Consider the following 24641-nt stretch of genomic DNA (forward strand, 5'->3'; position numbering starts at 1 on the left):
AACCCAGCTGCGCCGCAGCTTAGTAAAACTGCTCGAACCATGCTTCGCGATCTGCGACGCTGCCCGATCAAAGTCCGACACCGCTGTAGCGTAGCACAATCCGTGGCGATGCCGCTGACTGACAACTCAACAATGAGGTGGAACTTTTGCAGGACTGCCCCACTAGTCTTCGGTGTCCTTTCAGAGATTATGAGCGGAACTTTTCTCAAAGGTTGACTTTAGCTGTGACTGGCAATGATAAGAAACTGCGGTGATAACAAGCGCCGCGGGATGCATAGAGCAAGCTATCTCCAGGCAGTTCGTTGAAAGGGCTTTCGTGTGGTTGCGGGCAACCTCGATCAGGCTGGTCTCGGCACGCTTGAGGCAGAACTCAATCTAACCGGACAGAATGTCTGGACCAAAGCCGGTGACCTCAGGAGCAAGGACTATTGCGAGGATTTGATCGAGTACTCCGTTCAGGCGACAGGGCGGCTCGACATGCTCGTCAACAACGCCGGAATCATCACGCGAGGAAATATTCTCACGACGACCGGCGAAGATTGGGAGCGGACGTTCGAGATTAGCGTGTGTTCCATTGTCGATACCTCCCGGAAAGCCATGGGCCACATGAAGAGACATGGCGGCGGCGCCTTTGTGAACGTCGCATGTTACGGGGACCCCATCCCGGGCCTGGGCACGCCGCGTACTGGATCAGCGAAGAAGCCGTGGCGGCGTTTTCAAAATGTCTCGGCCGCGACCAGGCAAGTAACGGGACGCGGGTCAACGCGCTGTGCCCCAGTGAAGTCAACACGCCGACGCTGCGTACCGGCTCTGTCCGGCCAAGCTACGACCCGTACACAGCCGCCGCGGAGATCAACAGCACAGTGCCTTTAGGCCGGATCGCTGAGCCGACGCACGTGGTATTCTTCCTATGTTCCGACGCCGCCCGCTCCGTCGCGGGCACGGCGGTCGAATTGAACGACGCAAAAGCTCACTATTGAGGCACCCATGGCTGACAGGCTAGCAGGCAAGATCGCAATCGTGACAGGCGGCGTACGTGGTATCGGCGCCGGTATTACACAGCGGTTCGTAGAGGAGGGGGCGAGAGTTGCCATTGTGCGTTGCCATTGTGCAGAGAAATTCGCCGCCTGACGGGTTGCTTGACGATCGAACCATCTATGTGAAGGCAGATCTCGCGAATTCCGACGACATTCGATCGGCTGTCGAAACTGTTGTCAATGCCTTGGCGGTCTGGATATCCTGGTCAATAACGCTGGTGTCATGTTCGAGAAGACGGTCGACGAGATGACAGAGGCCGACTGGGATGACATGATGGATATCAATCCCAAGGCTCCATTCCTGCTGACGAAGGCGGCGTTGCCGCACCTCCGCAAGCGGACCGGTGCAAGCGTGGTGAATATCGGGTCGATTGAAGGCCTGGCCTCCAATCCTGGCCATCCTGCATATTCCGCCTCGAAGGCCGGCATTCACGGCTTTACCGCAGCATTCGCGGTCGATCATGGGCATGAGGGCATCCGGTGCAATGCCATTGCACCGGGCTGGATCAATTCTGATCTCAGTGAAATCTACATACATAGCATGGCCGACAGCTCCCGCTTCTACAGAGAACTGCTCGCCATGCATCCGGTTGGCCGTCTTGGCGAGCCAACCGATATCGGAAATCTAGCCGTTTGGCTTGCCTCGGCAGAGAGCGCCTTCGTTCGCTCGGCGGACCGGACCGCGCTCCACGTGTCTGTAGCGGCCTCCCTCATCTCGCCTGCAGCAGTTCGAGAATACAACCGCGTGGGGGCATGGTTCTAATGCCTGTCCCCTTTACTGGAGGTCGTGACCTCTGGATGACATGACCATCGGTATCGATCAGCCGCAGCCAACTCGCTTTGATAGACTTCACGCAAGTCCAGTGGAAGTAGCAGCTCGATGGCCTCTCCCGGTTGGCGCGTTGCCACTTTTTTGGAGTTCACAAAGACGCCGAAGATTCCGAGATAATGAAATAGACTTCATTGTACCGCCAATCCTGCTCAATCAACTTTGCCTCCTTGGAAAATTCCACAATTTGTCCGAGACCCTACTGGCCATAGGCGACTCAGGAATCCCACCGAGCAGACGTTGGCCCTCAGGCTCTTCTTGATAGAGGCGCTGCCCCGCGATCACGTGAAAACCTTTCCTTCACAATCTAAAATAACTCGGCATCTTTTGACCGCCTGAAGAGTTAACTGGCTACCTGAAGCAATCTTTTAGCGGTCGTCCAAATAGTTTGAAGAGCCCAGACCACCGGGGGGGCGGCCATGCAAATGAATGAAGCTAGGACGAGTCGGCCGGCGGCGTTGAAAGTCTTGAATTTACGATTTGCGATGAGAGCCTGCACGGCGACCTGGAGCGCTAGGTCGTTCAAATAGTCGTCGGTCGCGGATTGACCATCCTCCGGAAAATACCGCCTCCTGGCGGCTTCACCGAATTCCTCTGATCGCAGTTTTGCGATGTCGCCGAAATATAGGAGGTTCGCCGATCCATCCACGGTCCGATGAAAGTGATGTAGGAATTTTGGTAGGAATGAAGTCAATGATATGACAGCCGCTACGGCCAATAGAGGAAGAACAACAAGGAATGCTGCTCGGTAGCCCATGGGCGGTTCGTCCGAGGATCGGAGTATAGTGATAATCGATCCCATCCAAACCGAGCAAAAGGTGAGCAGGGCTGCATTCTTCGTTTCTGCAAATTTCACGAGGTCCAGCATCCGCGCATGGCTGGCGGAGAGCAGTTTCTCATAACTGTCTTGCTGATCATTTCTGGCCATCGCAATCCTACGCAGCTTCATTGAGTTGCACGCCTAGAATGTTGGCGAGAGGACAGTTATCCATTGTCCCGCAGCATTTCAGCGTCGAGTTTTTGAAACTGTTGAAGAACGCCCGCTCAGCCTCACGCCAGCCATCTAACGCTAGGACGAAATCGGCGAGGACTTTACCGTGATCTGAGCAGGCGGAAATTGGGCGGTTCTCATGGCCGCATTTGCATCTTTGCCGAAGCGTCATGACGCGACGCTCCTTTCGCACGACTGAAAGCAGCCTCTTACCGTCCAAGTGCAGTCGCACTCGGCGCTCATTGTTTACCCGCTTCTCCACGGTCGAAAAACGGTCTTCCCGAAGAAAAGCTATGTACGCTTGGCCGAGGTTGGACGCATTGAATTCCGCGACCGCTTGAAGTTTCGCAGCCTCTGACCCGTGGGCCCTAGCATCGGCCTTTCCAGGCCATGAGCGTATTACCGCGGCGGCGCCTTGCCTAAGGAGAAAGAGTAGCAACTTCCGCCACCATCCAGCCGCCGCCTCATGACTGTCGATGGTATGAGGCTCGAGCTCCGCCCAAAAAAGACAGAAGCTTCCGTCGAAGTTTATGTGGCGTTCCGGGCAGAACGATGGAAGATGGTCCGGTTTCAATTCGCGAGCTTTAACCGTCTCGCCGACCCTCTTGACATCGATAAGAAATTTAGTCCCTGGGGCACCGGAAGCAAGCGGGGGCTGGACAGCAAAGATTGCGCTGTCGCCATTCTCGCGAATGAAGACGGCATGGTTCAAGTTTGCAGTCTCAGCCAATAGCCAAACGGCCGACATCGGTGTTAGCACTTCTCCCAGTAAGGTCGGAACGGCTCTTCGGCAGCTCTGGCTATTGAAGGACTCACCACCACGTAAGCGGCAGCGTGTATGGCTTTGGCCACCTTGTTTTCATCGGCAACGAGTGCTTCTAGCACCACATCATACGTGAGACCTGACTTTCGCCTCGACGTTCCGAAGAGCGTGCGCACCGATGCCGTGCCTCCGTCATATGCGGTTTGGCCGATTGCCGTCTGCTCGCCAGTGCAGCGCTTCTGTTCGTCCTCTGATCCTAAGACTGCTCGTCCTGTGGAGCAGCGAACACGATTGCCCTGCATGCCAAGTCGAGTGATGGTAGTTGGTCCATACTCAAAACCAATCGCCAATCCCAGACCGTCCGTATCTACGTTATTCGCGCGCAGCCGCTCAAGCGCTAGGTCGAAGCTGCTCCTGAAGGCACCGGCGCAAAGTGTTCCAGTCGATACCGTGTCCTCAGTGTAGGTCTGAAAGGCGGTACCCTCCATCAAATGGCCATGGATGCAGTCACCGATGAACCTGATACGACGTCCCGAGAAGTCGGAAGAAAGAACCCGATCAAGTTCTGAGCGGATGACATGGAGACAGCGAACAACGTCTTCCGGATCATCGTCGATATGGGTGTCCACATAGGCTGTGAAATTGTCGACGTCAGCGTAGACCGAAATCGTCTCCATCCGTCTTGAGTTGCCCGGGGTCAGCAAAGGGATGTCGAGATCTCGCAGGGGTGGCGTGACTCGCGTGAAGACAAAGGAGCCGATTGGATTGTTCTTGTTGTCGGCGTGCCATTCCGACACCAGGGTGTCCTTGCTCAAGCCGAGCTGCGCTGCATCCTGGCACTCGGAGATCTCTGCGTCGGTCAATGGCGTAAGCGGTATGTCCTCAGCATCGAGCTCTTCGAGGCCTATTGCAGATCGTGCCTCGTTGCTGAGATAGATTCCAACGTCATTTCCGTTCGACGCGATCTTTGCGGCCATGTTGGCAGGGCGGCCAAGGAATAGCGGTTCTCGGTTGCCGTTGCGGCCGTTGTTGACGACCAACGCACGGCCGCTGTCTATGCCAATACGAACCTGCGCTGCGGGGATGTTCTCATCATCGTCGCCCGTTTCCTGCAGGACGTCGCTGATCAACCGTGCAATCGCCACCGCTCGGTTCACGCGGTCGCCTTCCGAATCCTCGCCGTAGGGCTTGGCGACGACCGCGTGGAGGCGCTGGTTATGAAAATCGACACGCAGGGCATCCGACGCTGATAAGATTCTGTGTACGGCCCGGTAGTGAAGATTGAGAAAGCGGAGTGTCCTCTTATGGCAGGTCTCTCCTTCCGTCGCGGTGCTTTTAAGCATGTCTCGAAGGTTCAAAATGTCGGCGTAGAGGTGAACAGCATCTATTCGGTAGGCTTTGTTCGTCGGTATGGACGTCAATGACGTATCTCGCTTGTAGTCGGCGACCGTCACCGTTTCAACGTCCTTGATGCGGGCATCAATGGCATTCTTAGCGCGGTCATATTTCCAACTATTCGACAATTTTCGACTCCATTCATCTTTAGGCGCCCGGGGCGCCTCACAAGCTTCGATCAAATTCCTGTCCGTCTAGTTCGCATAGAAGCGTCGAGATTGTGCGCCGGAAGAGATGCCCTCCTTGCGTTCAATTCGCTGTTTGTTCTGACAGAGATTTTCCAAACGCCTTTGCATCTGGGAAAAGCGGTTCTTTACAAAAGCCTCAGTCACCTCTTGGACGGGGGAAACATGTCGAGGCGTACACTCGTCTCATCGAGGCCAGTTTTACTGCAAGAATTGCGTCAAACGGATACTTGGGCCGGCTGAGGAGCAACAGGGCTGTCCCAGATCCCGCATATTTCACCATGCTGCGAATCCAGCCCCAAACGTACGCAACGTTGTCGTCTAGAGTCACAATTTTGAGTCCCACCAACACCAACCAACACTTGCTAGCACGGAACCGCACAAGGTCGTTGGCGCAAAAAAGTAGTCTCACGATTGAATTTTTTTCCTCGATGCACTCGTCGAGTGTGCACCCGTGACCTGCCTTCGGCGGGAACCGGTCTTTCTTGTCGATGCGAGCTATCTGATCGGACGGCCCGACCACGGCCGCGCGTTAGTCAACAGACGCGTGAGACTTTTGCAGTAGGTCAAAGCTTCGGGCTACAGCAATAGTTGAGGCCGGCTCACACGGGCCGTACCGTTATTCTGGAGGCCGGCATGACTGCTCAGCTACAACTTTCTCGTAGAGGAGGGCGGGAAGCGCGGCGGACGATCCGCATGGCGCCGAAGGTCGACATGTTGCCGACGCTGAAGCGCGGCCTGCCGGTCGTAGAGCCGATGAATGCCGAGCAGGTTGAGCGCGTTCACGAGGCTTCTCTCGCGATCCTTGAAGAAGTAGGCGTAGTGTTTCGCGATCCGATCGCAATCGAGGACTGGAAGAGAGCCGGAGCGGACGTGCGGGCGGATGACCGCGTTCACCTCGACCGCGGCCTGGTCATGGAACTTGTCAAGACCATCCCCCCCAAAGTCGAATATTTCGCTAGGGATCCGGCGAAGAATGTCGCGCTCGGCGGCAACAAATCTATCTTTGTACCTATGACCGGCGCGCCTTACATGCGCGATCTAGATGACGTCCGGCGTGGCCCGACGATCGCGGACCTTGGGACCTTTCACAAGCTAGCGCACATGATGCCGGCGTTGCATTCATCGGCGCACCACATCGTGGAGCCAATGGACATTGTTGTCGCGCATCGGCACCTGCACATCACCTATTCGTCAATGAGGCATTCCGACAAGATATTTATGGGCATGACTACTTCGCCCAAAAATGCGGAGGATGTGCTTGATATGTGCGAGATCCTGTTCGGCGAAGGCTTCCTCGACAAGCATGCAGTGACCACCGGAAACTGCAATGGCAATTCGCCGCTCGTGTGGGACCAGGTTATGCTGGGCGGCATGCGTGCTTTCTGCCGGCGCAATCAGCCCGTTCTGTGCTCGCCATTCGTTCTCGGCGGCGCTAATACGCCGGCCTCCACCGCGGCGGCGGTGGCTCAGCTCAATGCGGAGGCGCTTTCTGCACTCGCGTATACGCAGGTGGTCCGGAAGGGCTGCCCCGCGATTTATGGGCACTATCTGTCGACCGTGTCGATGCAATCGGGAGCGCCGATGGCGGGGACGCCGGAGATATCGCTCATGAACTTCATGATCGGTCAGATGGCTCGCCGCTATAATGTCCCTTGGCGTACCTCAAACCTGCTCGGCGGCGCCAAGGTCTTCGATGCGCAAGCCGGCTATGAGAGTGCGATGACGATGATGGCCGTGCTGATGTCAGGCGCAAACTACATTTGGCATTCGGCTGGCTGGAATGAAGCCGGTATGCACTGCTCGATCGCGAAGTTCGTCGTCGACGCCGAAGTCTGCTCTATGGGCTATCGCATGACCCAAGGCATCCAGTGGGACGACTTTGACGAAGCCTTGGCTGCGGTCCGCGATGTCGGGCCCGGCGGCCATTACTTTGGACATCCCCATACACAGGCGAACTTCGAGAAGGCCTTCTTTATCCCGAAACTGTTTGACAATAACTCGATCGAGCAGTGGTACGCCGATGGCTCCAAGGACATCAAGCAACGCGCGCTCGATCATGCACGCCGTCTTCTGGACGAATATGAAGAACCTAAGCTCGATGTCGCTAAGGACGAGGAATTGCGCGCGTATATCGATCGTCGCTCACGGGAAATCCCCGCCGTCGATGCCCTGAATGAAGACTTCTGACCCACGTCATGCGCATCGATCAAATCAACGTTTATACCACTCGGCTACCGGTTAAGGGCGGCGTCTACCGTATGGCGAGCGACGAGGTGGAGTCGCTGGACAGCACGCTTCTCGAGATAGTGACCGATCACGGACTCACGGGCTGGGGCGAAACCTGTCCAGTTGGGCCGCTATATCAACCGCATCATGCATTGGGCGCCCGCGCAGCGATAGCCGAAATCGCCCCGGGGCTCGTCGGTTCTGAGATAGCCTCGATCAGGCTTCTAACAAAACGCATGGACGAACGCCTCAACGGGCATGGCTATGCCAAGGCAGCGTTCGACATGGCGTTCCTGGACCTCCTCGGCCAGCAGCTAGGCGTCCCGGTCTCGACTCTCTTGGGCGGAGCGCTGACTGACCGCGTTCCAGCCTACTATTCGCTGATCGTCGGCGCACCGGATGAAACCGCTCGAATTGCCGCCGATAAGCTGAAGGCGGGCTACTTGCGCCTTCAGGTCAAGATCTCGGGGCGCTCTCTCGAAGAGGACGTGGCCACAATTCGCAAAGTTTGGGAGGCAGTCGGTTACAAAGCGCGCATCGCTGTGGATGGCAACAGAGGCCTCACTGTCGCTTCTGCAATCCATCTTGATCGGCTATGTGAGGCAATCCCGTTTGTTTTCGAACAACCTTGCAACACTATGGATGAGGTCGCCACTCTGAAGGGCAGGGTAACGCACCCTATATATCTGGACGAGAACACAGAGGATCAGAATGCCGTACTCAAGGCGATCTCCCAGGGCATCGCTGACGGCTTTGGCTTCAAGGTCACTCGCCTTGGAGGCCTCACAAAGATGACGGCCGTTCGCGACCTTTGTGCCATCCGCTCCTTGCCGCATAGCTGCGACGACGCCTGGGGTGGCGACATCATTGCGGCGGCCTGCGTCCATCTCGCCGCGACCGTAGAGCCGTGCCGCATGGAGGGTGCCTGGATCGCGCAGGAATATATCGACGGACATTTCGACGCGAAGAACCCGGTTGTTATCGAAAAGGGTCACATCGCCGTGCCGCAACTGCCAGGCCTCGGCGTCAAACCGGAAGCCGGCATGTTCGGCAAAGCATTGGTCACATACGGATCCTGATGAACGCGCCTGCCAATATCAGCGTAATAAAGTCGTGGGCCGCGCCGGCGATTTCGGCGGCCGGCCGACCGTTTGATCTAGTGGTTCTGGTGCTGCCCGGGTTCTCGCACTTGGCGCTTCACGCTTACCTCGAACCGTTCCGAATCGCCAATACGGTGTCGCCGCTGCCCCTGTTCCGGTGGGGAATCGCCGGCCTTGACGCCCGGCCTATTGAGGGCGCCAACGGCCTTTCGGTTGCTGTCGATTTCGCAATAGACGAGCTGGTATTAGGCGCGGAAGATCGCAGACCGAACCAGCTCGCTATTATGACGGGCGTGCCGGTCGAACGGCAACTGACACCTGAGCTCAACGGATTCCTGCGAACGATGGCGCGTCGCGGGGTGCCGATATCTGCCGTTGGGACAGCGACATGGCTGCTTGCTCGAACGGGCCTTCTGGCAGGCACACGCTGTACGATACACTGGTCGCGCCTCGCTGCGTTCGCCGAAGTGTTCAACCAGGCTCGTGTAAGCGACTGTTTGTCAAGGACGGCCAGTATTCAACCTGCGCAGGAGAACTGGCAGCCTTCGACCTGGCCGTGGATCTGATTGGCAGCCATGCCGGCGGGTATATTGCCCAGGAGGTCTGCCGCCACGCGACAGTTGAAGGTCAGCGCTCAGGTTCAAACCGCCAGACCGGCCCAGCGGGCCTGGCCTTTGTCGGCGTGAGCGACAAGCTCCTGATGGCAATGCGGATCATGGAAGAAAACGTGGAGTTCCCGCTCGCAATGGACGAGGTCGCGCAAAAAGCCGGAGTGTCACGGCGCCAGCTGGAACGCTTGTTCGCTTCCCATATTGGACTTCCGCCGGTGCGTCACTATCTCCGGATTCGAACAGAGCATGCAAAGCGCCTGATTGAAGGCACACGGATGCCCATCATTGACGTTGCCATGGCCTGCGGGTTCATGTCTGCTTCGCACTTCGCAAAGTGCTTCAGAATCTTCAATGGAATGTCGCCGCAGCAGTGTCGAGCGAGAGTACCGGCCTGGGTTGGTCCCGGCTTAAGATGATAGACTGGCAATTTGAACTTTACGGAACGGCGGCATCCGTATGATCTTTGAAGTCGATCTGCCCAGCAACACACAGAAGCGGCGCAACTACGTTCCAGATCACAGTGCCCAGAGCGGCGAAGATGAGCGCCTGTCATTCTCTTTTTCGTGCGGAGCGACGTTGACGCAGCAACCTCTGGACTGATGATTCCTTTAGATGCCGCTGACCATGATGGCGCAGGATGACTTCTCACCACTGAGTGATGCAGGGGCGCTGTGTCGTTTCACTCCGAGAGGGCTCTCTCATTGCACAATTGCGTTTGGAGAGATGCTCAAGCGTCGCGGAGATAGCCGTCCCAAGGCCCAGCGTAGTTGCCATTGGGATCATCGGAGCGAAGATCCAGACGTTGCGCCATTCTGCAAGGACTGTCAGGCGGCCCATGCAGAGATGCGGGCAGCGGTTAAGCGGGCCGCTTTACCGGGCCTCCAGTCGGCGTGGCGCGCAGCAGACAGATGGAGAAATTGAGTCAGGACAATGACAAAGGATATGCCGCTTGTATTCGAGACATTTCTGGAAAGGCTCTCGGAGAGCGTCGACGAAACAGATCTTCGGGATGCCTTGGCCAGCGCGGCCTCAAGATTTGATCTACTCACGTTTGCCTATCTATCCCTGCCCTCACAACCTTCCGGCGAGCCCAAGTTGATCTCAAATTATCCGCATCCCTGGACAGCGCACTATCTGCGAAACCAGTATCAGAGAGTCGATCCCGTCATCATGCGTGCGCGACTTGCCGAACGTCCATTCCAATGGGAATGCGACCTTCGTGGCGTTGAGACATCGAAGGTTCAGCAAAGGCTGTTCGCTGAAGCGGCAGAGTTCGGCATCTGCTCTGGATTGACGATCCCGATTGTCGATCGCAGAGGCCGTGTTGCTGCGATGACCTTTGCAGCGCGTGAGCCGTCCGCTTTACTGCGCGTCGCCGAGCGGTATGAGCAGGCGCTCCAACTCATGGCAATGTGCTTTCACATTCATATTCGCCGCAAACTCTCTGTCAATCGAACGGTGGACGGCATTTTGCTGACACCACGTGAATATGATTGCCTGCGGTGGGCGGCGCGCGGCACGTCCGCCTTGGATACGGCCTGCATCTTGGGCATCACGGCGCGCACGGTCGCTTTTCATCTGGATAATGCCAGGAATAAGCTCGGCGTGCGCACCAAAAACCAGGCCGTAGCGCTGTTAGCCTCCTCACGATCTTCAATTCTCTAGATTAGTAAACTGCTTCGGCCTTGGTTCCTCTATGCTTTGCACAGGCCGCTTCAGTAGGTGCACTAGCCTCCGATGGCAGGCTCATTCCTGCTGTTTCCTTGCGCAACATTGCGCCAGATGGCATTGCAAGCCCGCCCGCGAATTGACGGCCGCTGGAGTTATTCAGGCGGCCAGAGTTCATCAACGGTCCCCGCGAATAGCTTTATCTTTGGCGATCGGAACAAACGACGTCGATGGCGAACCGTTCTCGATGGCGGCGAGCGGGTAAGGTTCGGTTCCTCTCGCAATGACCATGCCGCATCCCGCGCCCATGGCTATCTTTGCTGCCATTAACTTTGTTACCATGCCACCCGAACTATAGCGGGTGAGAGAATGACCCGCCATGGCCTCTATCTCGGGGGTAATGCACCGCACTTCTGTCACGAGACGAGCCAACGGATTGTCGTGCGGGTCTTCCGTGAATAGGCCATCTACGTTAGAAAGCAAAATTAAAAGGTCGGCATTTACCATCTGCGCGACCCGTGCCGCCAGCCGGTCATTGTCGCCAAAGCAGATCTCGGCCGTTGCGGTCGTGTCGTTCTCGTTGATGATGGGTACGGCCCCGATTTTGAGAAGTTGTTGAAGGGTCGACCATGCATTGTGCCGGCGATTCTGGTTCTCTATGTCTTGGCTGGTCAATAACATTTGCCCCGACGCAAAACCATGGCGCTTTAATCTCTGTTCGTAAGCAAGCATAAGTCGAACCTGACCAATTGCCGCCGCCGTTTGCTTCTCCTCAATTCGGAGAGGTCTGTCTAACCCATCGAATTGACAAGATCCAAGCGCGACAGCACCTGATGTGACGAGAATCACCTGCTGCCCGCGTGAGAAAAATCGGGCGACATCGGCTATTAGCGACTCAAGCCAAGCGCCGCGCAGCTTTCTCGTTTGTGGATCGACAAGCAGTGCAGAGCCAATCTTCACGATGATCCGGCGAGCCGAAAGCAATTGGCCCGCGCTTGTAGTTTTTTGGATTGGGTGTTGCTGCCATGGCAGGGAAGACATTTTTTCAATCTCTTGGTATCCAAACAGCCGGCTGTGCGGCCTTGCAGGATGATCAGCTTTCAACTTCTTTGTATGACCTAACACTTTGCGGGGCCGCCGAAGACTTGCTGGGGAACGTACCACTTGTCAGTGATTTCGGTCGTGAAGAGTCTTTAAATTCGTTGTAACCGGGGGTTCACGATGATTAAAAGGCGCGCATGGTGCCCTTGCTGCCGCGTTAGCTGCCAGTTGCCTTGCCAATCTATGAGTTCATTTGGTCAAATCAGACTGCTGCGGCGATCGAGCGGCGAAACTCGGGGTCTGCACGTTGCGTGCCCAGCCCAAGTCGAATAGCGCCTCGCCGTCGATTGCAATTCGGATATTCAGCGGCCCGAATCTGTTCGGCACTCTGTCCATACCCGACCATGCTACTGCGGGGAGCGAGGCTACGAGGAACTGCGGCGGTTGTCGTCGCATCATCCAGCGAGATCGCCAAGGACGCACAGGCAACTGCCAAACCCTGTTTCGCTGGAAGAGCGCTCTCGCCGCCTCGGCTTCGTCCTGCGGGCGCTCAACGGTTCGCCTGCGGGTGATTGGCGGTAGCCAGTTCGTTGCTCAAGAAGCGAACGCCTTGCCCTTTTCGTCAGCCCGGAACAGTTCCTTGTAGCCGGTCGTAATCATCCAGTTCGCCCGGTCGATATGGCTGTGAATAGCTTTGCGGGCGCGCCCCGGTTCAAGTGCCGGGTCAATACCGAGAATGAGATCGGCCATCTCCTCTACGGTAGCATTGTCGGCGCAGGCGTCGAGGATCCTCAGATAGATTTTGAAATGCTGCCTGTCATAGCTCGTGAGGCTGTCTGACCAAGGGACCTCGTCGAGCAGTGTTGAGCTTTGAGTCCTATCTGTTCCCGTTGTTCGATTCATGTCTGCCGCGAACCTCGCTTCTTGATCGCTGGATCCAAGGCAGAATATCCCAAAATGGGATAATCCGAAACGGGGATTAGTCGCTGAGCCGGTCTTCACCTGACCGGTTCACCTTAATGCCCAAATCTCTTCGATCTTCCCGCCACCAGCGGTTTCTGAGCCAGTTGATCTCACTGCGCAAGGACAAAGGACTGACGCAGGCGCAGGTGGCTGAGAAGCTTGGTCGTCCGCAATCCTTCGTGGCGAAATATGAGGGTGGAGAGCGGCGTCTCGATATCATTGAGTTTCTCGACATAACTGCGGCCCTCGACGCTGATCCGTGTGAGATTCTGTTGAGCCTGCGGACGTAGTGGGCGCCCGCGCCCATCACCGCGCGTGCCCGGGTGCCGGTGGGTAGATCCCCGCTTTTCTTGGCTCAGGGCGTCTCGACCATTCCGCTGCGCCTCCTAGCGCGTCGTTAGACTCTCGCAATTCTCTCTGTTGTGCCTTTCCCAGCAGGTGGCGCCGCATCCTTCTAGGCCCGCCGCGGCGTCCCGCAACCCTTAGCTCTCGCTTCGGGTCCTTCTACTCGTTCCGGTCCTTCGGATGCAGTGCGCCTCAGACCGCGGGCCCGTTCCTGTCGTGACTAGCCGCACCGCTTCCTGGGAGCAGCGATTGGCGAGCGGAGGACAAAACGATGAGACAGAAGCGTACCGCCAGCGAAGAGCAGGCGAGGCGGGCACCATGTCCTCAATTCCCGCTCTGCTTCGAAACGTCGGAATCGTTCCTGTCTCCGTCTTGTTGAGGCCAGTTGCGCGGGAACGGTCCCAAACCGCTGCCCAAGCGGGTGCGCCCATAGGTGGCGCAATGCTATCGGTCGTGGTCACGACCAGTCCGGGGACCCCACGGCCGGGCTACACTTAACCAGTGTCCCGCAAGGTCTCCCTTGCTGCCGCAAGCTGCCCGTTGAGCCACGCTTCGGCATGCTGCGCATCCATAATTATGCCGACCGCCTGCGTCATCACGCTTGTCTGCCTGCGAATCCACGCGCGGAGAAGGCAAGTTGCCCGGGACCACAAGGATTGCGGCGGTTATCGTCACACCCGTCCGGCGAGATCGCTGTTCGACGTGGCGAGGCTGGCATGCTGCGCAACGGCATTTCTGGGGGGCGCCGCGAGCATATGCCCTGGCCCGATCGGCGGTTGAAAGCCGCCTCCGGACTCTCTTGAAGTGTCAACAGTTGCGACGCAAGGGCGACTGCAAAAAACCCTGTTTCGCTCAAAGCGCGCTGCCGTCGCCTCCGCTTGGTCCTGCAGGCGCTTCGACGCTTGGCTTGCGGGTGCCGAAGCACTGGGCTATCCGCGCCGACTGGAAGTCCTCGCGATCATCTTCGAGCGCATTCGCGCTGTGGTGATGCGTCGATGCAGGGTGGTTACGCGACTTCGTTGCTTGAAGCGAAGCGACCGCACCGCCCATTTCGTCAACTGGCGAACAAATCCTTGTAGCCGCTCGTCACCACCCAGTTTGCACGGTCGAGATGACTGCGAAGAACGTTCCGTGCGCGCTCCGGTTCGCGTGCCGGATCAATGCCGAGGATCACATGGGCCATTTCCTCTTCAGTGGCGTTGTCGGCTGAGGCGTCCAGGAGCCTCATATAGGTTGTAAAGTGGTCCTTGTCGTAGGCTGTAATGCGGTCCGACCAGGGGACCTCGTCGGCAAACGGCGTGTTCGATTTGGGCTGTAACATCGCTAATTCTATCTCCGGCCAATGGACCCGCGAAGCCCTCTGCCTGCTAAATGTGGATTACATATTATAGTTGATAAACTCAAGCCGCCTGATCCGCTGGCTTGCGTGCATGGATATGCGCAAGTTGGTCGGACGGAATGTGCAGAGGATCAGGCAAAGGAAGCGTCTGACGCAGGAGCAGCTTGCGGAGATTTCCGGGTTCAGTCAGCAGTACATCAGCGGCTTGGAGAAAGGCCGAAGAAATCCGACAATTATCACGATCTATGAACTGGCATTGGCCCTCGGCGTCAGCCACATGGATCTGGTTCGGCCCGACAAACAGGCCTGATGCACCTGCCCTCCAAGTACCTGGCGGCCTGACGGCGCGCGCCGGGTGCTCGTGAACCCAATCCGCTTTTCTTAGGGCCCCGGCAGCCCCTGCCATTTGGCTCGCCTGGCACGGGCGCACCCTATTGGACAGTCGGCCGCTGCGGTTTTTGTCAGCCTTTCCTGGGGCGTGGGGGTTGGTTGGCATCCCCTTTTAGGCCCGCCGCGGCCTCCCGCAACCTTCGCTCTCGCTTCAGGTCCTTCTCTTCGTTACGGTCCTTCGGATGCGGTCCGCCGCTTTCAGCGGGCCTAATCGCTTTCTGCCGCCCACCCACGGGGACAGGCACGCGAGACTGGTATGGAGCGTTGCGGTTAGCGCGCGAACAGCAAAGGAACTGAAAAAACAGGCAACTGTCGCAGCATGGCTGAACCAGCCATCGTGCCGGCATCTAGGAGCCGCGTGTTCGCCTTGCGCTGACACGAAGCTCAGACATGACGTCCGGGAGACGATGCTGGCAAATGGTCTGGCTGAAGCATTCCACCCATAATACCAAAGCCCGTCCCGATCCAAAGCGCTTCTAAGCACTCCATCTCAGGCGCAAGGCCGGTTGGCCAGTGCACCTTCTTGGTCCGCCAGAAGAGAACCCCGCCCGAGAATAGCTTCATGAGGTCTTGCCCTGCAGTGTCGACCGTAAAAAAGGGCGCGCGAGGCGCCCTTCATTTTAAACCGGCAGTCGGGAAGCAGACTTCACTCTGATATTCAAAAGCGGTAGGTGACACCTGCGCCTATCAGCCAGGGATCGAGCTCCGCCTTCCCCGTCAGCTTCGCGCCGGCCACCGTGACGTCGAAGTCCGGCTTCAGGAAAAGCTTCTTCACGTCGAAGTTGACGCCCCAGTGCTCGTCCACCATGTAGTCGAAACCGACCTGCAGCGCCGTGCCGAACGTATTCTTCACCTTGAGAGCGTCGGCGCTGCCAGTGTCCTGGTTATAGAAGACCGTGTAGTTCACGCCGGCGCCGATATAGGGCTTGAACGCGCCGAAATCGGTAAAATGGTACTGCAATGTCAGCGTGGGCGGGAGCAGCCAAACCTTGCCGATATTACCCGCCGAGCGGATCGTTCCCTGACCGTCGATGTTAGCATGGGTGGTGCCGAGTATGAGTTCGGCGGCGATATTGTCGGTGAAGAAATACGAGATATCGAGTTCCGGCGTCACCGTGTCCGAATAGGAAAGACCGGAGCCGGGAAGCTTGTCAACGTAGCCCAGATCTTTCGTAACGACGCCCAACGCCCGCAGGCGGACCTGCCAAGGGCTTGGCGCTTCGGTGACCGAAGCTCCCGTCTCCGCCAGGACGGTCTCTGCTTGCGCAGGCTCCGCGGCGACGGCCTGCTGTCCCACCATGATCAGGGCCACCGCCGCTGCTATTGCCCGCGCTACGCCCATTCGCGTTCTCCCCATGATATTCACTCCTTGATGTTCAGAAAGGATGCACTGCACTGTTTGGTCTCCTGCTCGAATGAATTGTTGATGAGCTCAAATGCTCCTCTTGCGTTGCAACGCGTACCGCCATCTCCGGAAGGTGATCGTTGAAGCCGATTGCGCTGCGGAGAAAATTGGTGCCTAGACTGATGAATGCGGCTTGCTCCCGATTGTCCTTGCCGTAGCCGTGCCCGCCTGCGCTGGCCTCGTAGAAGTAAGCGGGATAGCCAAGAGCCTGCAGTTTTGCGGCCATCTTGCGCGCATGGCCCGGATGGACGCGGTCGTCGCGTTTCGTGGTGGCGATCAGGATAGGCGGATAGGGCTGTCCCGGCGCCGCGGCGTGATAGGCGGAGATTTCCTTCAGGAAAGCCCAATCGTGAGCCTTGTCCGGATCGCCATATTCGTCGATCCAGCTCGCGCCCGCCAAGAGCTTGGTGTAGCGACGCATGTCGATAAGCGGAATTGTGCAGAACAGAGCCCCGAAATGCTCAGGATAGCGGGTCAGCATGTTGGCGATCAGCAGGCCGCCATTTGAGCCGCCCTCGGCGGCAATCCGCCTCGGCACGGTGATGCCCCTTCGCACGAGGTCGGCGGCAACGGCGGCGAAATCGTCATGGGCGAGACGCTTGCCCTCCCTGCGCCCGGCATCGTGCCAGCGGGTGCCGAACTCGCCGCCGCCGCGGATGTTCGCCTCCACACACGTGCCGCCGCGCTCGAGCCACAGCTTGCCCAGCGGGGAGTTGTAGTAGGGCAGGAGTGATGTGCCGAACCCGCCATAAGCGGAAAGGTGAATCGGAGCATCTCCGTTCCCGTTCGCCGGACCAACCTGCGTATAGGGGATCAGCTCATGATCGATAGAGACTGCCTCGTGGCGCGTGACCACCAGTCCGGATGCATCGAAATTCTCCGGGCTGCGCTTCAGGATTGCTGAAGCGCTGAGAGACGGCGCGGCATTGAGATCGAATAGCAAGAGCTGCGGCGGCGTGATCGGATCCTGAGCACAGACCAGGACCTCTCCATTGGTCTCGTGAACTGCCGCATCGAATGACCAGACGTGGACAGTCCCTTCGGCCGGCAGGGTGTCCAGGACTCGGCGCGTCCATTCCTGGTGGCCGGGAGTGAACATCTCGAAACGCGGTACGAGATTGACGAGGTAAGAGATAATGAGCTTCCCGTCATTCCAGAAGAATGACTGCAGAGAGCGCCTTTCCCCTGGTTGAAACAGGGTCTCAAAACGGCGTCCGCCGGCGAGGAAAGAGCAAAGCGAGATGACGATCAGCGCGTCGGCGGGATGGGTGGTGCCTCCCACCGTCCACGGCTTGCGCGGCCTTACCGCCAGCCAGTCGCCGAAGACCCGCCACGACGCGTCACGAGGAAGATCGATCTGCCTCCTCGGCCCGCTCCTGTCGCCGATCCAGCTGATCTTCTCGTAGAAGGCCCGTTTCTCAATGAACCAAAGGCGCTCGCTGCGGCCGGTGCGGTCCGAATGACCAGACACCTTGAGGCTCTCGAACCCGGCCTCGAAGATTACCGGCGTGGTGAGGGGATCCGCGTCACGCTTCCACAGTCGCACGGTGCGCGCATAGCCGGAGCGGGTGGCCATGCCATTACCAAGCGCACTGGAAAGCAGAAGCGCGTCAGGGTCCAGCCAACTAACGTAGCCTTTGGCCTCGGGGAGATTGAAACCGTCGGCGACAAAGCTCAGAGAGATCAGGTCGAATTCGCGATGCACGACCGCGTCGCTGCCGCCGCGCGACAGGCGCAGAACGGCTCTTTCCCGTCTCTCCGGCTCGACGGACGCGCCGTCCCAGATCCAATCCTCTCCGTCGCTAGCCGCGAGAGCATCTAGATCGAGCAGTAGCTCCCATTGGGGATCCGCCTTCATGTAGGCGGCAAGGGTGGTCCGGCGCCACAGTCCGCGTGGATTTCCGGCATCTCGCCAATAATTGTAGAGGTACTGACCACGGCGCGCGATCAGGGGAAGGTTGTCGCAATTGTCGAAAATGGCTGTCAGAGCCGCCCGGTCGCGCTCGAACTGCGTTCCACCGAAGTGCTTCAGGGTCTTTGCCGACTGGCCGGCGGCCCAGGCAAGTGCCCGCTCGCCCTCTACATCTTCAAGCCAGAGATAGGGATCGTCGTCGGGAGCATCCAGCGTTGGACGGACATCAAATGCGTTCATGTCCGGACAGCCTTCAGAAAGAAGGGATAGAGGCTTCCGTCGGCTCGGGAACGCTCAGTGTTGGTAGCGGCGCCCACATGTTCGAAAAGCGTGATCATTGATGAGTTCTTCCAGTCGGTGCGGCATCGCAGGGCTTTTGCGCATAGGATCGCAACCGTCGTGCCAACTGGGAAAATCGTTTCGGAACAATGCGATCGCTCTGGAAGCGTTGTGTCACATGTCCGACATCGTCGAGAATCCGACAACGAGTGCTCCTCCTAATCACCGGATCAACCTCCGGCGCCAGTCGGTGACACCGTGCAGAACTCGAGCAGTGAAGCTCATTGGTGAACTTGGTTGACGCCCAACATCTTCGCTCTGGAGCGCTTCACGCACACGGATTCATGGCAGACACCATGAGGCGATCGATGCGGTTAGCGACCAAGCTGGGCTGCGCCTGTGCGTTTCAGCCGCCAGCTGGAAGCAGCGGAGTTCTGAGGAGATGCGACGAGCGCCCCCAAAGCTCGCGAAGCGCATTGAAATACGTGAGCACTGTCAGATACGGATCGGCGGGATCTTCCCCTTCTTGCGTCGGGCTGGAAGTCGGTGCCTGCGCGCCTGCCAGCAGGGTCTGCATGCTCCGAAGAAAGAGGAGTTTAGGCCCGCGATCCTGACTCGCCACACCGACGTAGAGGCGGGCTGGCTCTCGTGTCGATGGCACAGTCCTGGCGAAGAAGCTGTCGGTACGGTGGATGCCGGGTGGCGGAAATACGGCCGTCTCCGAACGATCGAACAAGGCTGCGATCTGTTTCTCCGCCCTTCGGACGGTCGCGGTCGAAGCGACGATTTTGGACGAATGAGTCCATGAAGACCCGGCCGCGACGACAGCAGGTCGATCGCTGTTTCGTAGAGTGCGGCCACCGTTCCAAGCGGGCCAGAGATCAGGTGCAGTTCGTCCTGGATGACAAGATCCGGCGGATCGAGCCGATGCCCGTTTCCGAAGGGGCGACCTTCGCCTGGCTCATACGCGCCGAAGAACCCCTTGACCGGATCATACCGGTCTACGTGTCCAAAGAATGCGCCGCTCTTGCCAATCCATGGAAGGGAGGCAAATTTGTCCACCGTGGCGATGAGAAATGCGGGAAGACGGCGGTAAATTGGCTCGTCCACCACGAGCACCGGCAGGTGTCGATCCCGCGTGAAGTCGCATTCGGCGTTCTCGCATTTGAGCACTAGATTCTGCGGAGCCGTCCTGTTGGGCGTGAAGTGGAAGCTCTCTGGCTTGAAGGGCTCACCACACCACGGACATCCCTTCAGTGGCACCGGGGATTTCGTCTTAGGTCTGCTCTGGTACCGCTTCAGCCAGGTCGTCGCGGCGTCCTTGTCGGAAGAATTTCGCGGCTGGATTGTTCGGTGAGGCTGCGCCGCTACCCAGAGTCCAATCTCGATCGGCCATTCGCCAAGCGTCTTCCGGCCATTGTCATCATGGGTCCGCAGGAATTCGAGCGCGCAGACGAGACCAGCGGCGTGAGCAGGCGTAACGTGTAGCGCATGATGACGCTGATGCCCGCACCCAGCACGCCAGATCCGCGGAGCCGCCTCAGCACAATCGCATAGGCGGCAAGTCCAAGATACGCTCTTGCCGCCGCCGGTCGGAAAAAAAGCAGGTCGACGATCTCACGCTCACCACTGTTTCGGTCGGTCACGCCAACGAGATTGAGGAGGACGAAGGCTAGCTGGAACGGCCGCCATGTTGGCGGGTCTACATCGCCCGGCAGCTTCTTCTGGATCACTGCCTCGCGCCGGCGGTTGGCCATCGCCATCGCCGTATTCATCAGGCCGAATGCTTCACGCGCCACCGTATCACGCTTAAGGAGATCTATCCCATCGCGAATCCTGCTGCCGGCGGTGTCAACTTTTTCCAGAAGCGCCTGGCCCGTCTTTAGCCGTCTCGGCGCAAGCCCTGTCATCATTCCTTCCTGACCCCGCCGCCACTCGGCGTAAAGTTCAGGCAGTGAATCCAAGGCTGCACTGACCGCTTCGGCTCCGGAAACGGCAGCCCGAGCGAGAGCCTCCATGCCGAACTCGACGCCATCGCTCCTTGCCGGGACGACACGCTCCACCTCCTGCTGCGGAAGGAAATCGGTCCAAACACGCGTCACGGGGAGCGGATCGTTCGTCGCGTCACGCCGTTCTTGCCAGCCTGCAGATGTGTTGCGACCAACGGCATATTCGCGGACATCGCGATAATGGAGATCGCCCAGCCTAAGTTCGAAATCATCGGACTGGTAGGTGGACAGGTCGCTGCGCGGATAAAATCCATCCGCACATTCGAGCTCGATCCGGGTCTGGAACGCGTAGGCCACGTCCTTGTACGGAGCCTTTGTGCTCCGTCGACGGTTTACCAAGAAGACGGTGATGACGCGCAGACGCTCTTCAGCCCCTTCCGGAGTCTTTTGACGGAGCACACGGTGTGAACGGCTACTTCGATGCCGCCGCCCGGCCTGTGAGGCGCAGCGCTTTCCGGCAGCGGGATCCCGGACTGGTTCCGAGTGACGTCGAGGACAATCGCGGCTTCGCCGGAAACCCGAACCCAACGGAGGTTCTCGGGCTTTTCTGGCTTTGGCTTGCCCTTTCCCGACACTTCGGGAATGAGGAGCGCATCGGGCAATGGGGGCTCCGTCTTATAGTTCCCCCATGTTGCGCGCAGCGTGACTTGACTCACCGTTTCCGGAAGAACCACCGTCAACCCTATCGACGACGGAAGAAACCTGTCCCGCGGTGGTTGGTCAGTCGAATCCTTCTCATCGACCTCCTCCTCGACAGCGGAGTCCAGCGTCTCACTGGCGAGAAGGTCGTCGGCGGTTTCTTCGATGGTTTCCTCGCCGTCAGGTATCACAGGCGCAACACCGTCGTAGGCGGGAACGATAAAGCCCCCGACGTACCAGCGTGGCTTCTTGGTCAGGACTTCGCGTGCGAGATCCTGATCAAGGTCAGGATTCGGGCCGACTAGGTCGGATATATCGCGATTTGGACCAGCGAAGCCCCAGTGAGGATCGTGGCTGGCCGTTGATCGGAAACGAATCGGAGGCACCTTCAGGTAACGCACGATGAAGTTCACCATTTCCCTTTCTGATGCAGCTCGTCACACTATTACGCTTGCCACACTGGAAGCCTATGTTCTCGGAGATGGTCGTCCGCGCCGAACAAAGCTGGAAACGCTGGGGTATCTTTGGGGCTTCAGTCGCGAGGACTCGAAAGGAACGACCCATTTCCATGTCGATCTTATGAGTCTCAGCATTTCAGCCAAGCGATCACGGAACAGCGTGAAGCCCAACGATCAGGCTGTCCGCCTGAAGAGCGAACTGATGGATCGATGGGCACCACACTTGACGCTCATCGGTGATTTCCACAGTCATACCTATGAAAATCTTGCCGAGGTACGGGACATTCGTGGATTCGAGTTTTCGGATGCTGACGAAGCATCATTTCTAGACGACGACTTCCTGTGGGAGCGGGCTAACGACCAGCCAATCATGCTGGCAATGACAATCTGCAAGCTGGCGCGGGTCCATGAAAAGCATGCCGCTGAGACCATACGCTCGAACATTGCGCATTTCGACGTGGGTGAATTTCGGTTCTGGTTGAATGCTGCTGTTGGATTCCTAGACGCCTCCGGGTCCAGACGCTGCACTGGGAATCGTCCTTCAAACGTGAAACTCAGAATTGATTCTCGCTTCTACAATTACTCGAGAGACAGGCTCGTTGTTGCTACCCGTGCATTGATTTCCTCGCCTTCTCCCATGGGAGCTTAAGTTTCGTGCGGAAAAACGATTATCAAGAACTCGCCGACGTAAGTGCGGAAATTGGCACGTACAGGCAGGCCTTACGGTTGGAATGATAATGACACCTAGAGCTCATCTTATGACTTGCGAGTCGGTTTCCGATCTAACTACGCGAAATATCAATCGTCACAGCTATGTCCCTGTGGTTCATGACGGTGGTTTCGGGGACTATTCTTTGCAGAACGCTTCTTCGACGCGACACCGCCGAGTGGAAAAATCTCTGAGCGTGTTTCCGCTCCAGAAGAGACGTTGGTTGGAGCCGACGCAAGCATTTCTAGACTTCATCCGAGACGCCGACCAAAGGCCGTGTCGGCTAGGGTCAGGACTTCGGTAACGGGGCCGTCCTCGTCAAGGCAAATTTGATGCAAGAAGGGATCGCCCATCCGGGTGTGCGGAGAGCGTGATTGCATTTTGGTTGTGCTATATCGCCTGCTTTCCTGCCGTATGAGGTTCTGCCCGGGTTCATGCTTCGGTCCGTGGTCGGCGCGGCGGCCGCCAACATGATGCTTGTCCAATATGGTTCCGATGCGCCCATCTCATTGGCGTGCTCGCCCGGCGGGGCGGCATCAGTCCAGACCGCGGCGTCATCGGGACCACGTCCCGGGTCGGGGACCTCGCAGGTCTGCGCTCAGGCAGACATCAACACGGAGATTAGCTCATGCATGGATCGGCTCTGGCGCTCCTTCCCAGCGGAAGTTTCTTCCGTCCAGCCACATCCGATGCAGGATCACACCGATCCGACGCGCCAAGGCCACCATGGCCCGCTTGGTGCCGCGCCGTTTCGCGACCCGCGAGGCCCATGTCCGCAACCACGACCCACGGCCCCGGTTCATCATGACGGTTGCGGCCTGGCATAAGGCGCGGCGTAAATGGGCGTCACCGGCTTTGGTGATACCGCCTGTCACGTCGCGCTCGCCGGACTGCTGCCGTGAAGGGGGGAGGCCGACCCACGGGCCGACTTTCTTCGACGACGAGAACCGAGCCGGATCATCCACGGCCGACTTGAAGGTCAATGCGACCACCGCGCCAACGGCCGGCATGGTCATCAGCAAGCGGCAGGTCGGGTCGTCCTGTGCTAGGCTGCGCACATGCCGCTCCAGTCGCGCCAGTTCATGGCGGAGGGTGGCACGGGCGCGAAGCATCGGCTCGGTTGCCGCCACCAGCGTAGTGTTGCTGGCAACCAGTTCCTGAATGCGAGCATCAAACCGTCCTTTGGAGATTGCGCCGACTTTCAAGCCGAAGTTCCGCAATAACCCGCGCAAGGACATTTCCAGAGCGATCACGCCCTGCTGGATGGATTTGCGCGCCCCGAGGAGTGCGCGGATCTCCTGGGCAGACACCGACTTGCAATGGACTGGCCGGAACCAGCCCAAATGTAGCAGCCGGGCAATACCTTCAGCATCGCGCCGGTCTGTCTTGATCGGCATGGCTTTCAGAGCACCCTTCACTTGCCGGGTATCCATCAGAACCACTTCCAGGCCGGCTTCGGTCAGCCCCCGGTGCAGCCATTGCGACAACGGCCCGGCTTCCATCCCGATCATCGCAATTTCGCCCTGTTGCTCCAGCGCGAATTGCGTCAGCGCCGCGGGATCGCTGCCGACCTCAGCCTCCTTCACGATCTTGCCGTGCTCGCTGACAATGCAGACCGCAGTCTTGGCGAGTGAGACATCCAACCCAATGAACAGTTTCATCCCGTAATCCTCCTGTCAGAATCAGATACGGGAGCGTCGGCGGCAACCGGTCAGCATGCAATCGGTAACGGGCAGCGCACGACGCAGGCCCCGTTACAGCATCTCATTGATCCAGAAGATGAACGCTGCAGCGAAGGCGATTGCTGACAAGAATGTGTGCGCGCATCGGTCGTATCGAGTGTGGATGCGTCGCCAGTCCTTGAGGCGGGCGAACATGTTCTCGATCCTGTGGCGCTGCCTGTAGAGCAGCGGATCATAGCTGTGCTGGACACGGTGCTTGGCATGAGGCGGGATGCAGGGTGTGATGCCCTTGCCGATGAGCGCCTCGCGGAAGCCAGTGGAACTGTAGGCCCGATCGGCCAGCAGATGGCGGGCAGGTGGCAGTTCGTCGAGCACGGCAGCGGCGGTTCTGTGATCGTTGGCCTGGCCTTCGCTCAGGTGCAGCAGCAACGGACGTCCCTGGTCGTCGCAAACCACCTGCAGCTTGGTGGTCAGACCGCCTCTGGTCCGTCCGATACATCGGGGTAGAGCCCCTTTTTGAGCAGGCTGGCTGCCGTGCGATGCGCCTTGAGATGGGTGGCATCGATCATCAGCTTGTCTGTGCCGCCGCCCCGGGCCGAGAGTTCGGCCAGAATGCGGTTGAACACACCCAGCCGGCTCCAGCGAATGAACCGGTTGTAGAT

Annotated in this window: 23 protein-coding genes and 2 pseudogenes; 11 read left to right on the forward strand and 14 right to left on the reverse strand. The window is 58.3% G+C overall.

From position 1 onward, the window contains the following. Positions 1-375 precede the first annotated feature (375 nt). Positions 376-618: a hypothetical protein gene (locus EN781_RS35745; RefSeq protein WP_281034350.1), complete on the reverse strand. Its 243-nt coding sequence runs from the start codon at positions 616-618 to the stop codon at positions 376-378. An 86-nt stretch (positions 619-704) separates the two neighbouring features. On the opposite strand from EN781_RS35745, the gene EN781_RS35750 reads away from it, so the two are divergent. After that, a complete protein-coding gene (locus EN781_RS35750; RefSeq protein WP_281034351.1) occupies positions 705-980 on the forward strand; it encodes an SDR family oxidoreductase in 276 nt (91 codons plus the stop codon). 7 nt (positions 981-987) lie between these two features. Then, positions 988-1800: pseudogene (locus EN781_RS00565) on the forward strand (SDR family NAD(P)-dependent oxidoreductase). A gap of 409 nt (positions 1801-2209) precedes the next feature. Here the strand turns inward: EN781_RS00565 and EN781_RS00570 are convergent. Genes EN781_RS00570 through EN781_RS00580 form a run of 3 tightly spaced genes read right to left on the reverse strand, consistent with a single transcriptional unit; the run spans position 2210 to position 5143 of the window. Continuing rightward, on the reverse strand, positions 2210-2794 hold the full coding sequence (locus EN781_RS00570; RefSeq protein WP_210213451.1) for a Pycsar system effector family protein: 585 nt from the start codon (positions 2792-2794) through the stop codon (positions 2210-2212). 7 nt (positions 2795-2801) lie between these two features. After that, positions 2802-3569 (reverse strand): E2 domain-associated cysteine-rich protein, encoded by a 768-nt coding sequence (locus EN781_RS00575; protein ID WP_127399664.1) that lies wholly within the window; start codon positions 3567-3569, stop codon positions 2802-2804. A 41-nt stretch (positions 3570-3610) separates the two neighbouring features. Next, positions 3611-5143, reverse strand: a complete 1533-nt coding sequence (locus tag EN781_RS00580) for an adenylate/guanylate cyclase domain-containing protein (protein WP_127399665.1) — start codon at positions 5141-5143, stop codon at positions 3611-3613. Between the two features lie 693 nt (positions 5144-5836). Between EN781_RS00580 and EN781_RS00585 the strand changes: the two genes are divergently transcribed. The 5 genes from EN781_RS00585 to EN781_RS00605 all read left to right on the forward strand — a co-directional run bounded on the left by EN781_RS00585 (position 5837) and on the right by EN781_RS00605 (position 10805). Next, a complete protein-coding gene (locus tag EN781_RS00585; RefSeq protein WP_127399666.1) occupies positions 5837-7390 on the forward strand; it encodes a trimethylamine methyltransferase family protein in 1554 nt (517 codons plus the stop codon). Between the two features lie 8 nt (positions 7391-7398). After that, positions 7399-8508, forward strand: coding sequence for a mandelate racemase/muconate lactonizing enzyme family protein (locus tag EN781_RS00590; RefSeq protein WP_127399667.1), 1110 nt, complete (start codon positions 7399-7401; stop codon positions 8506-8508). Then, positions 8508-9095, forward strand: coding sequence for an AraC family transcriptional regulator (locus EN781_RS00595; RefSeq protein WP_127399668.1), 588 nt, complete (start codon positions 8508-8510; stop codon positions 9093-9095). Before EN781_RS00590 ends, EN781_RS00595 begins: the two co-directional genes overlap by 1 nt. Next, on the forward strand, positions 9086-9556 hold the full coding sequence (locus tag EN781_RS00600; protein ID WP_189347229.1) for a helix-turn-helix domain-containing protein: 471 nt from the start codon (positions 9086-9088) through the stop codon (positions 9554-9556). Before EN781_RS00595 ends, EN781_RS00600 begins: the two co-directional genes overlap by 10 nt. A gap of 514 nt (positions 9557-10070) precedes the next feature. Then, positions 10071-10805, forward strand: coding sequence for a LuxR family transcriptional regulator (locus EN781_RS00605; RefSeq protein WP_127399670.1), 735 nt, complete (start codon positions 10071-10073; stop codon positions 10803-10805). Between the two features lie 180 nt (positions 10806-10985). Here the strand turns inward: EN781_RS00605 and proB are convergent, their stop codons facing one another. Both proB and EN781_RS00615 read right to left on the reverse strand, forming a co-directional pair. After that, on the reverse strand, positions 10986-11933 hold the full coding sequence (gene proB / locus EN781_RS00610) for a glutamate 5-kinase (RefSeq protein ID WP_245492518.1): 948 nt from the start codon (positions 11931-11933) through the stop codon (positions 10986-10988). Positions 11934-12443: 510 nt separating this feature from the next. Beyond that, the gene (locus tag EN781_RS00615; RefSeq protein ID WP_127399677.1) at positions 12444-12752 is read right to left on the reverse strand and encodes a DUF2285 domain-containing protein; all 309 of its coding nucleotides are present in this window, start codon (positions 12750-12752) and stop codon (positions 12444-12446) included. A 164-nt stretch (positions 12753-12916) separates the two neighbouring features. On the opposite strand from EN781_RS00615, the gene EN781_RS00620 reads away from it, so the two are divergent. Continuing rightward, positions 12917-13102 carry a helix-turn-helix transcriptional regulator gene (locus tag EN781_RS00620; protein WP_245492519.1) on the forward strand — a complete coding sequence of 62 codons (186 nt, stop codon included), beginning with the start codon at positions 12917-12919 and terminating at the stop codon, positions 13100-13102. Between the two features lie 1109 nt (positions 13103-14211). Here the strand turns inward: EN781_RS00620 and EN781_RS00625 are convergent. Continuing rightward, complete coding sequence (locus EN781_RS00625; RefSeq protein WP_029354712.1) at positions 14212-14478, reverse strand: DUF2285 domain-containing protein; 267 nt, start codon at positions 14476-14478, stop codon at positions 14212-14214. A gap of 109 nt (positions 14479-14587) precedes the next feature. Between EN781_RS00625 and EN781_RS00630 the strand changes: the two genes are divergently transcribed. Then, positions 14588-14806 carry a helix-turn-helix transcriptional regulator gene (locus EN781_RS00630; protein WP_029354714.1) on the forward strand — a complete coding sequence of 73 codons (219 nt, stop codon included), beginning with the start codon at positions 14588-14590 and terminating at the stop codon, positions 14804-14806. A gap of 738 nt (positions 14807-15544) precedes the next feature. On the opposite strand, the gene EN781_RS00635 is transcribed toward EN781_RS00630, so the two are convergent. Continuing rightward, positions 15545-16243, reverse strand: a complete 699-nt coding sequence (locus EN781_RS00635; RefSeq protein ID WP_127399678.1) for an OmpW family protein — start codon at positions 16241-16243, stop codon at positions 15545-15547. Positions 16244-16262: 19 nt separating this feature from the next. After that, positions 16263-18443: a prolyl oligopeptidase family serine peptidase gene (locus EN781_RS00640; RefSeq protein ID WP_127399672.1), complete on the reverse strand. Its 2181-nt coding sequence runs from the start codon at positions 18441-18443 to the stop codon at positions 16263-16265. A gap of 843 nt (positions 18444-19286) precedes the next feature. On the opposite strand from EN781_RS00640, the gene EN781_RS00645 reads away from it, so the two are divergent. Then, positions 19287-19658, forward strand: a complete 372-nt coding sequence (locus EN781_RS00645) for a hypothetical protein (protein ID WP_127283229.1) — start codon at positions 19287-19289, stop codon at positions 19656-19658. A 191-nt stretch (positions 19659-19849) separates the two neighbouring features. On the opposite strand, the gene EN781_RS00650 is transcribed toward EN781_RS00645, so the two are convergent. Beyond that, positions 19850-20788 carry a hypothetical protein gene (locus EN781_RS00650; protein ID WP_127399673.1) on the reverse strand — a complete coding sequence of 313 codons (939 nt, stop codon included), beginning with the start codon at positions 20786-20788 and terminating at the stop codon, positions 19850-19852. 35 nt (positions 20789-20823) lie between these two features. After that, complete coding sequence (locus tag EN781_RS00655) at positions 20824-21543, reverse strand: hypothetical protein (protein WP_210213452.1); 720 nt, start codon at positions 21541-21543, stop codon at positions 20824-20826. Between EN781_RS00655 and EN781_RS00660 the strand changes: the two genes are divergently transcribed. Next, positions 21533-22237 (forward strand): hypothetical protein, encoded by a 705-nt coding sequence (locus tag EN781_RS00660; RefSeq protein WP_091597890.1) that lies wholly within the window; start codon positions 21533-21535, stop codon positions 22235-22237. The genes EN781_RS00655 and EN781_RS00660 overlap by 11 nt on opposite strands. 686 nt (positions 22238-22923) lie before the next feature. Here the strand turns inward: EN781_RS00660 and EN781_RS00665 are convergent. The 3 genes and pseudogenes from EN781_RS00665 to EN781_RS34995 all read right to left on the reverse strand — a co-directional run. After that, entirely contained in the window at positions 22924-23958 is a 1035-nt protein-coding gene (locus EN781_RS00665) for an IS110 family transposase (RefSeq protein WP_029354722.1), read from the reverse strand. A gap of 93 nt (positions 23959-24051) precedes the next feature. Next, positions 24052-24474 (reverse strand): IS5 family transposase, encoded by a 423-nt coding sequence (locus tag EN781_RS00670; protein WP_348631356.1) that lies wholly within the window; start codon positions 24472-24474, stop codon positions 24052-24054. After that, a pseudogene (locus EN781_RS34995) lies at positions 24450-24641 on the reverse strand (hypothetical protein); the annotation flags it as partial. The pseudogene EN781_RS34995 and the gene EN781_RS00670, both read right to left, overlap by 25 nt.

The sequence above is a fragment of the Mesorhizobium sp. M4A.F.Ca.ET.090.04.2.1 genome (assembly GCF_003999085.1).
GTDB lineage: Bacteria > Pseudomonadota > Alphaproteobacteria > Rhizobiales > Rhizobiaceae > Mesorhizobium.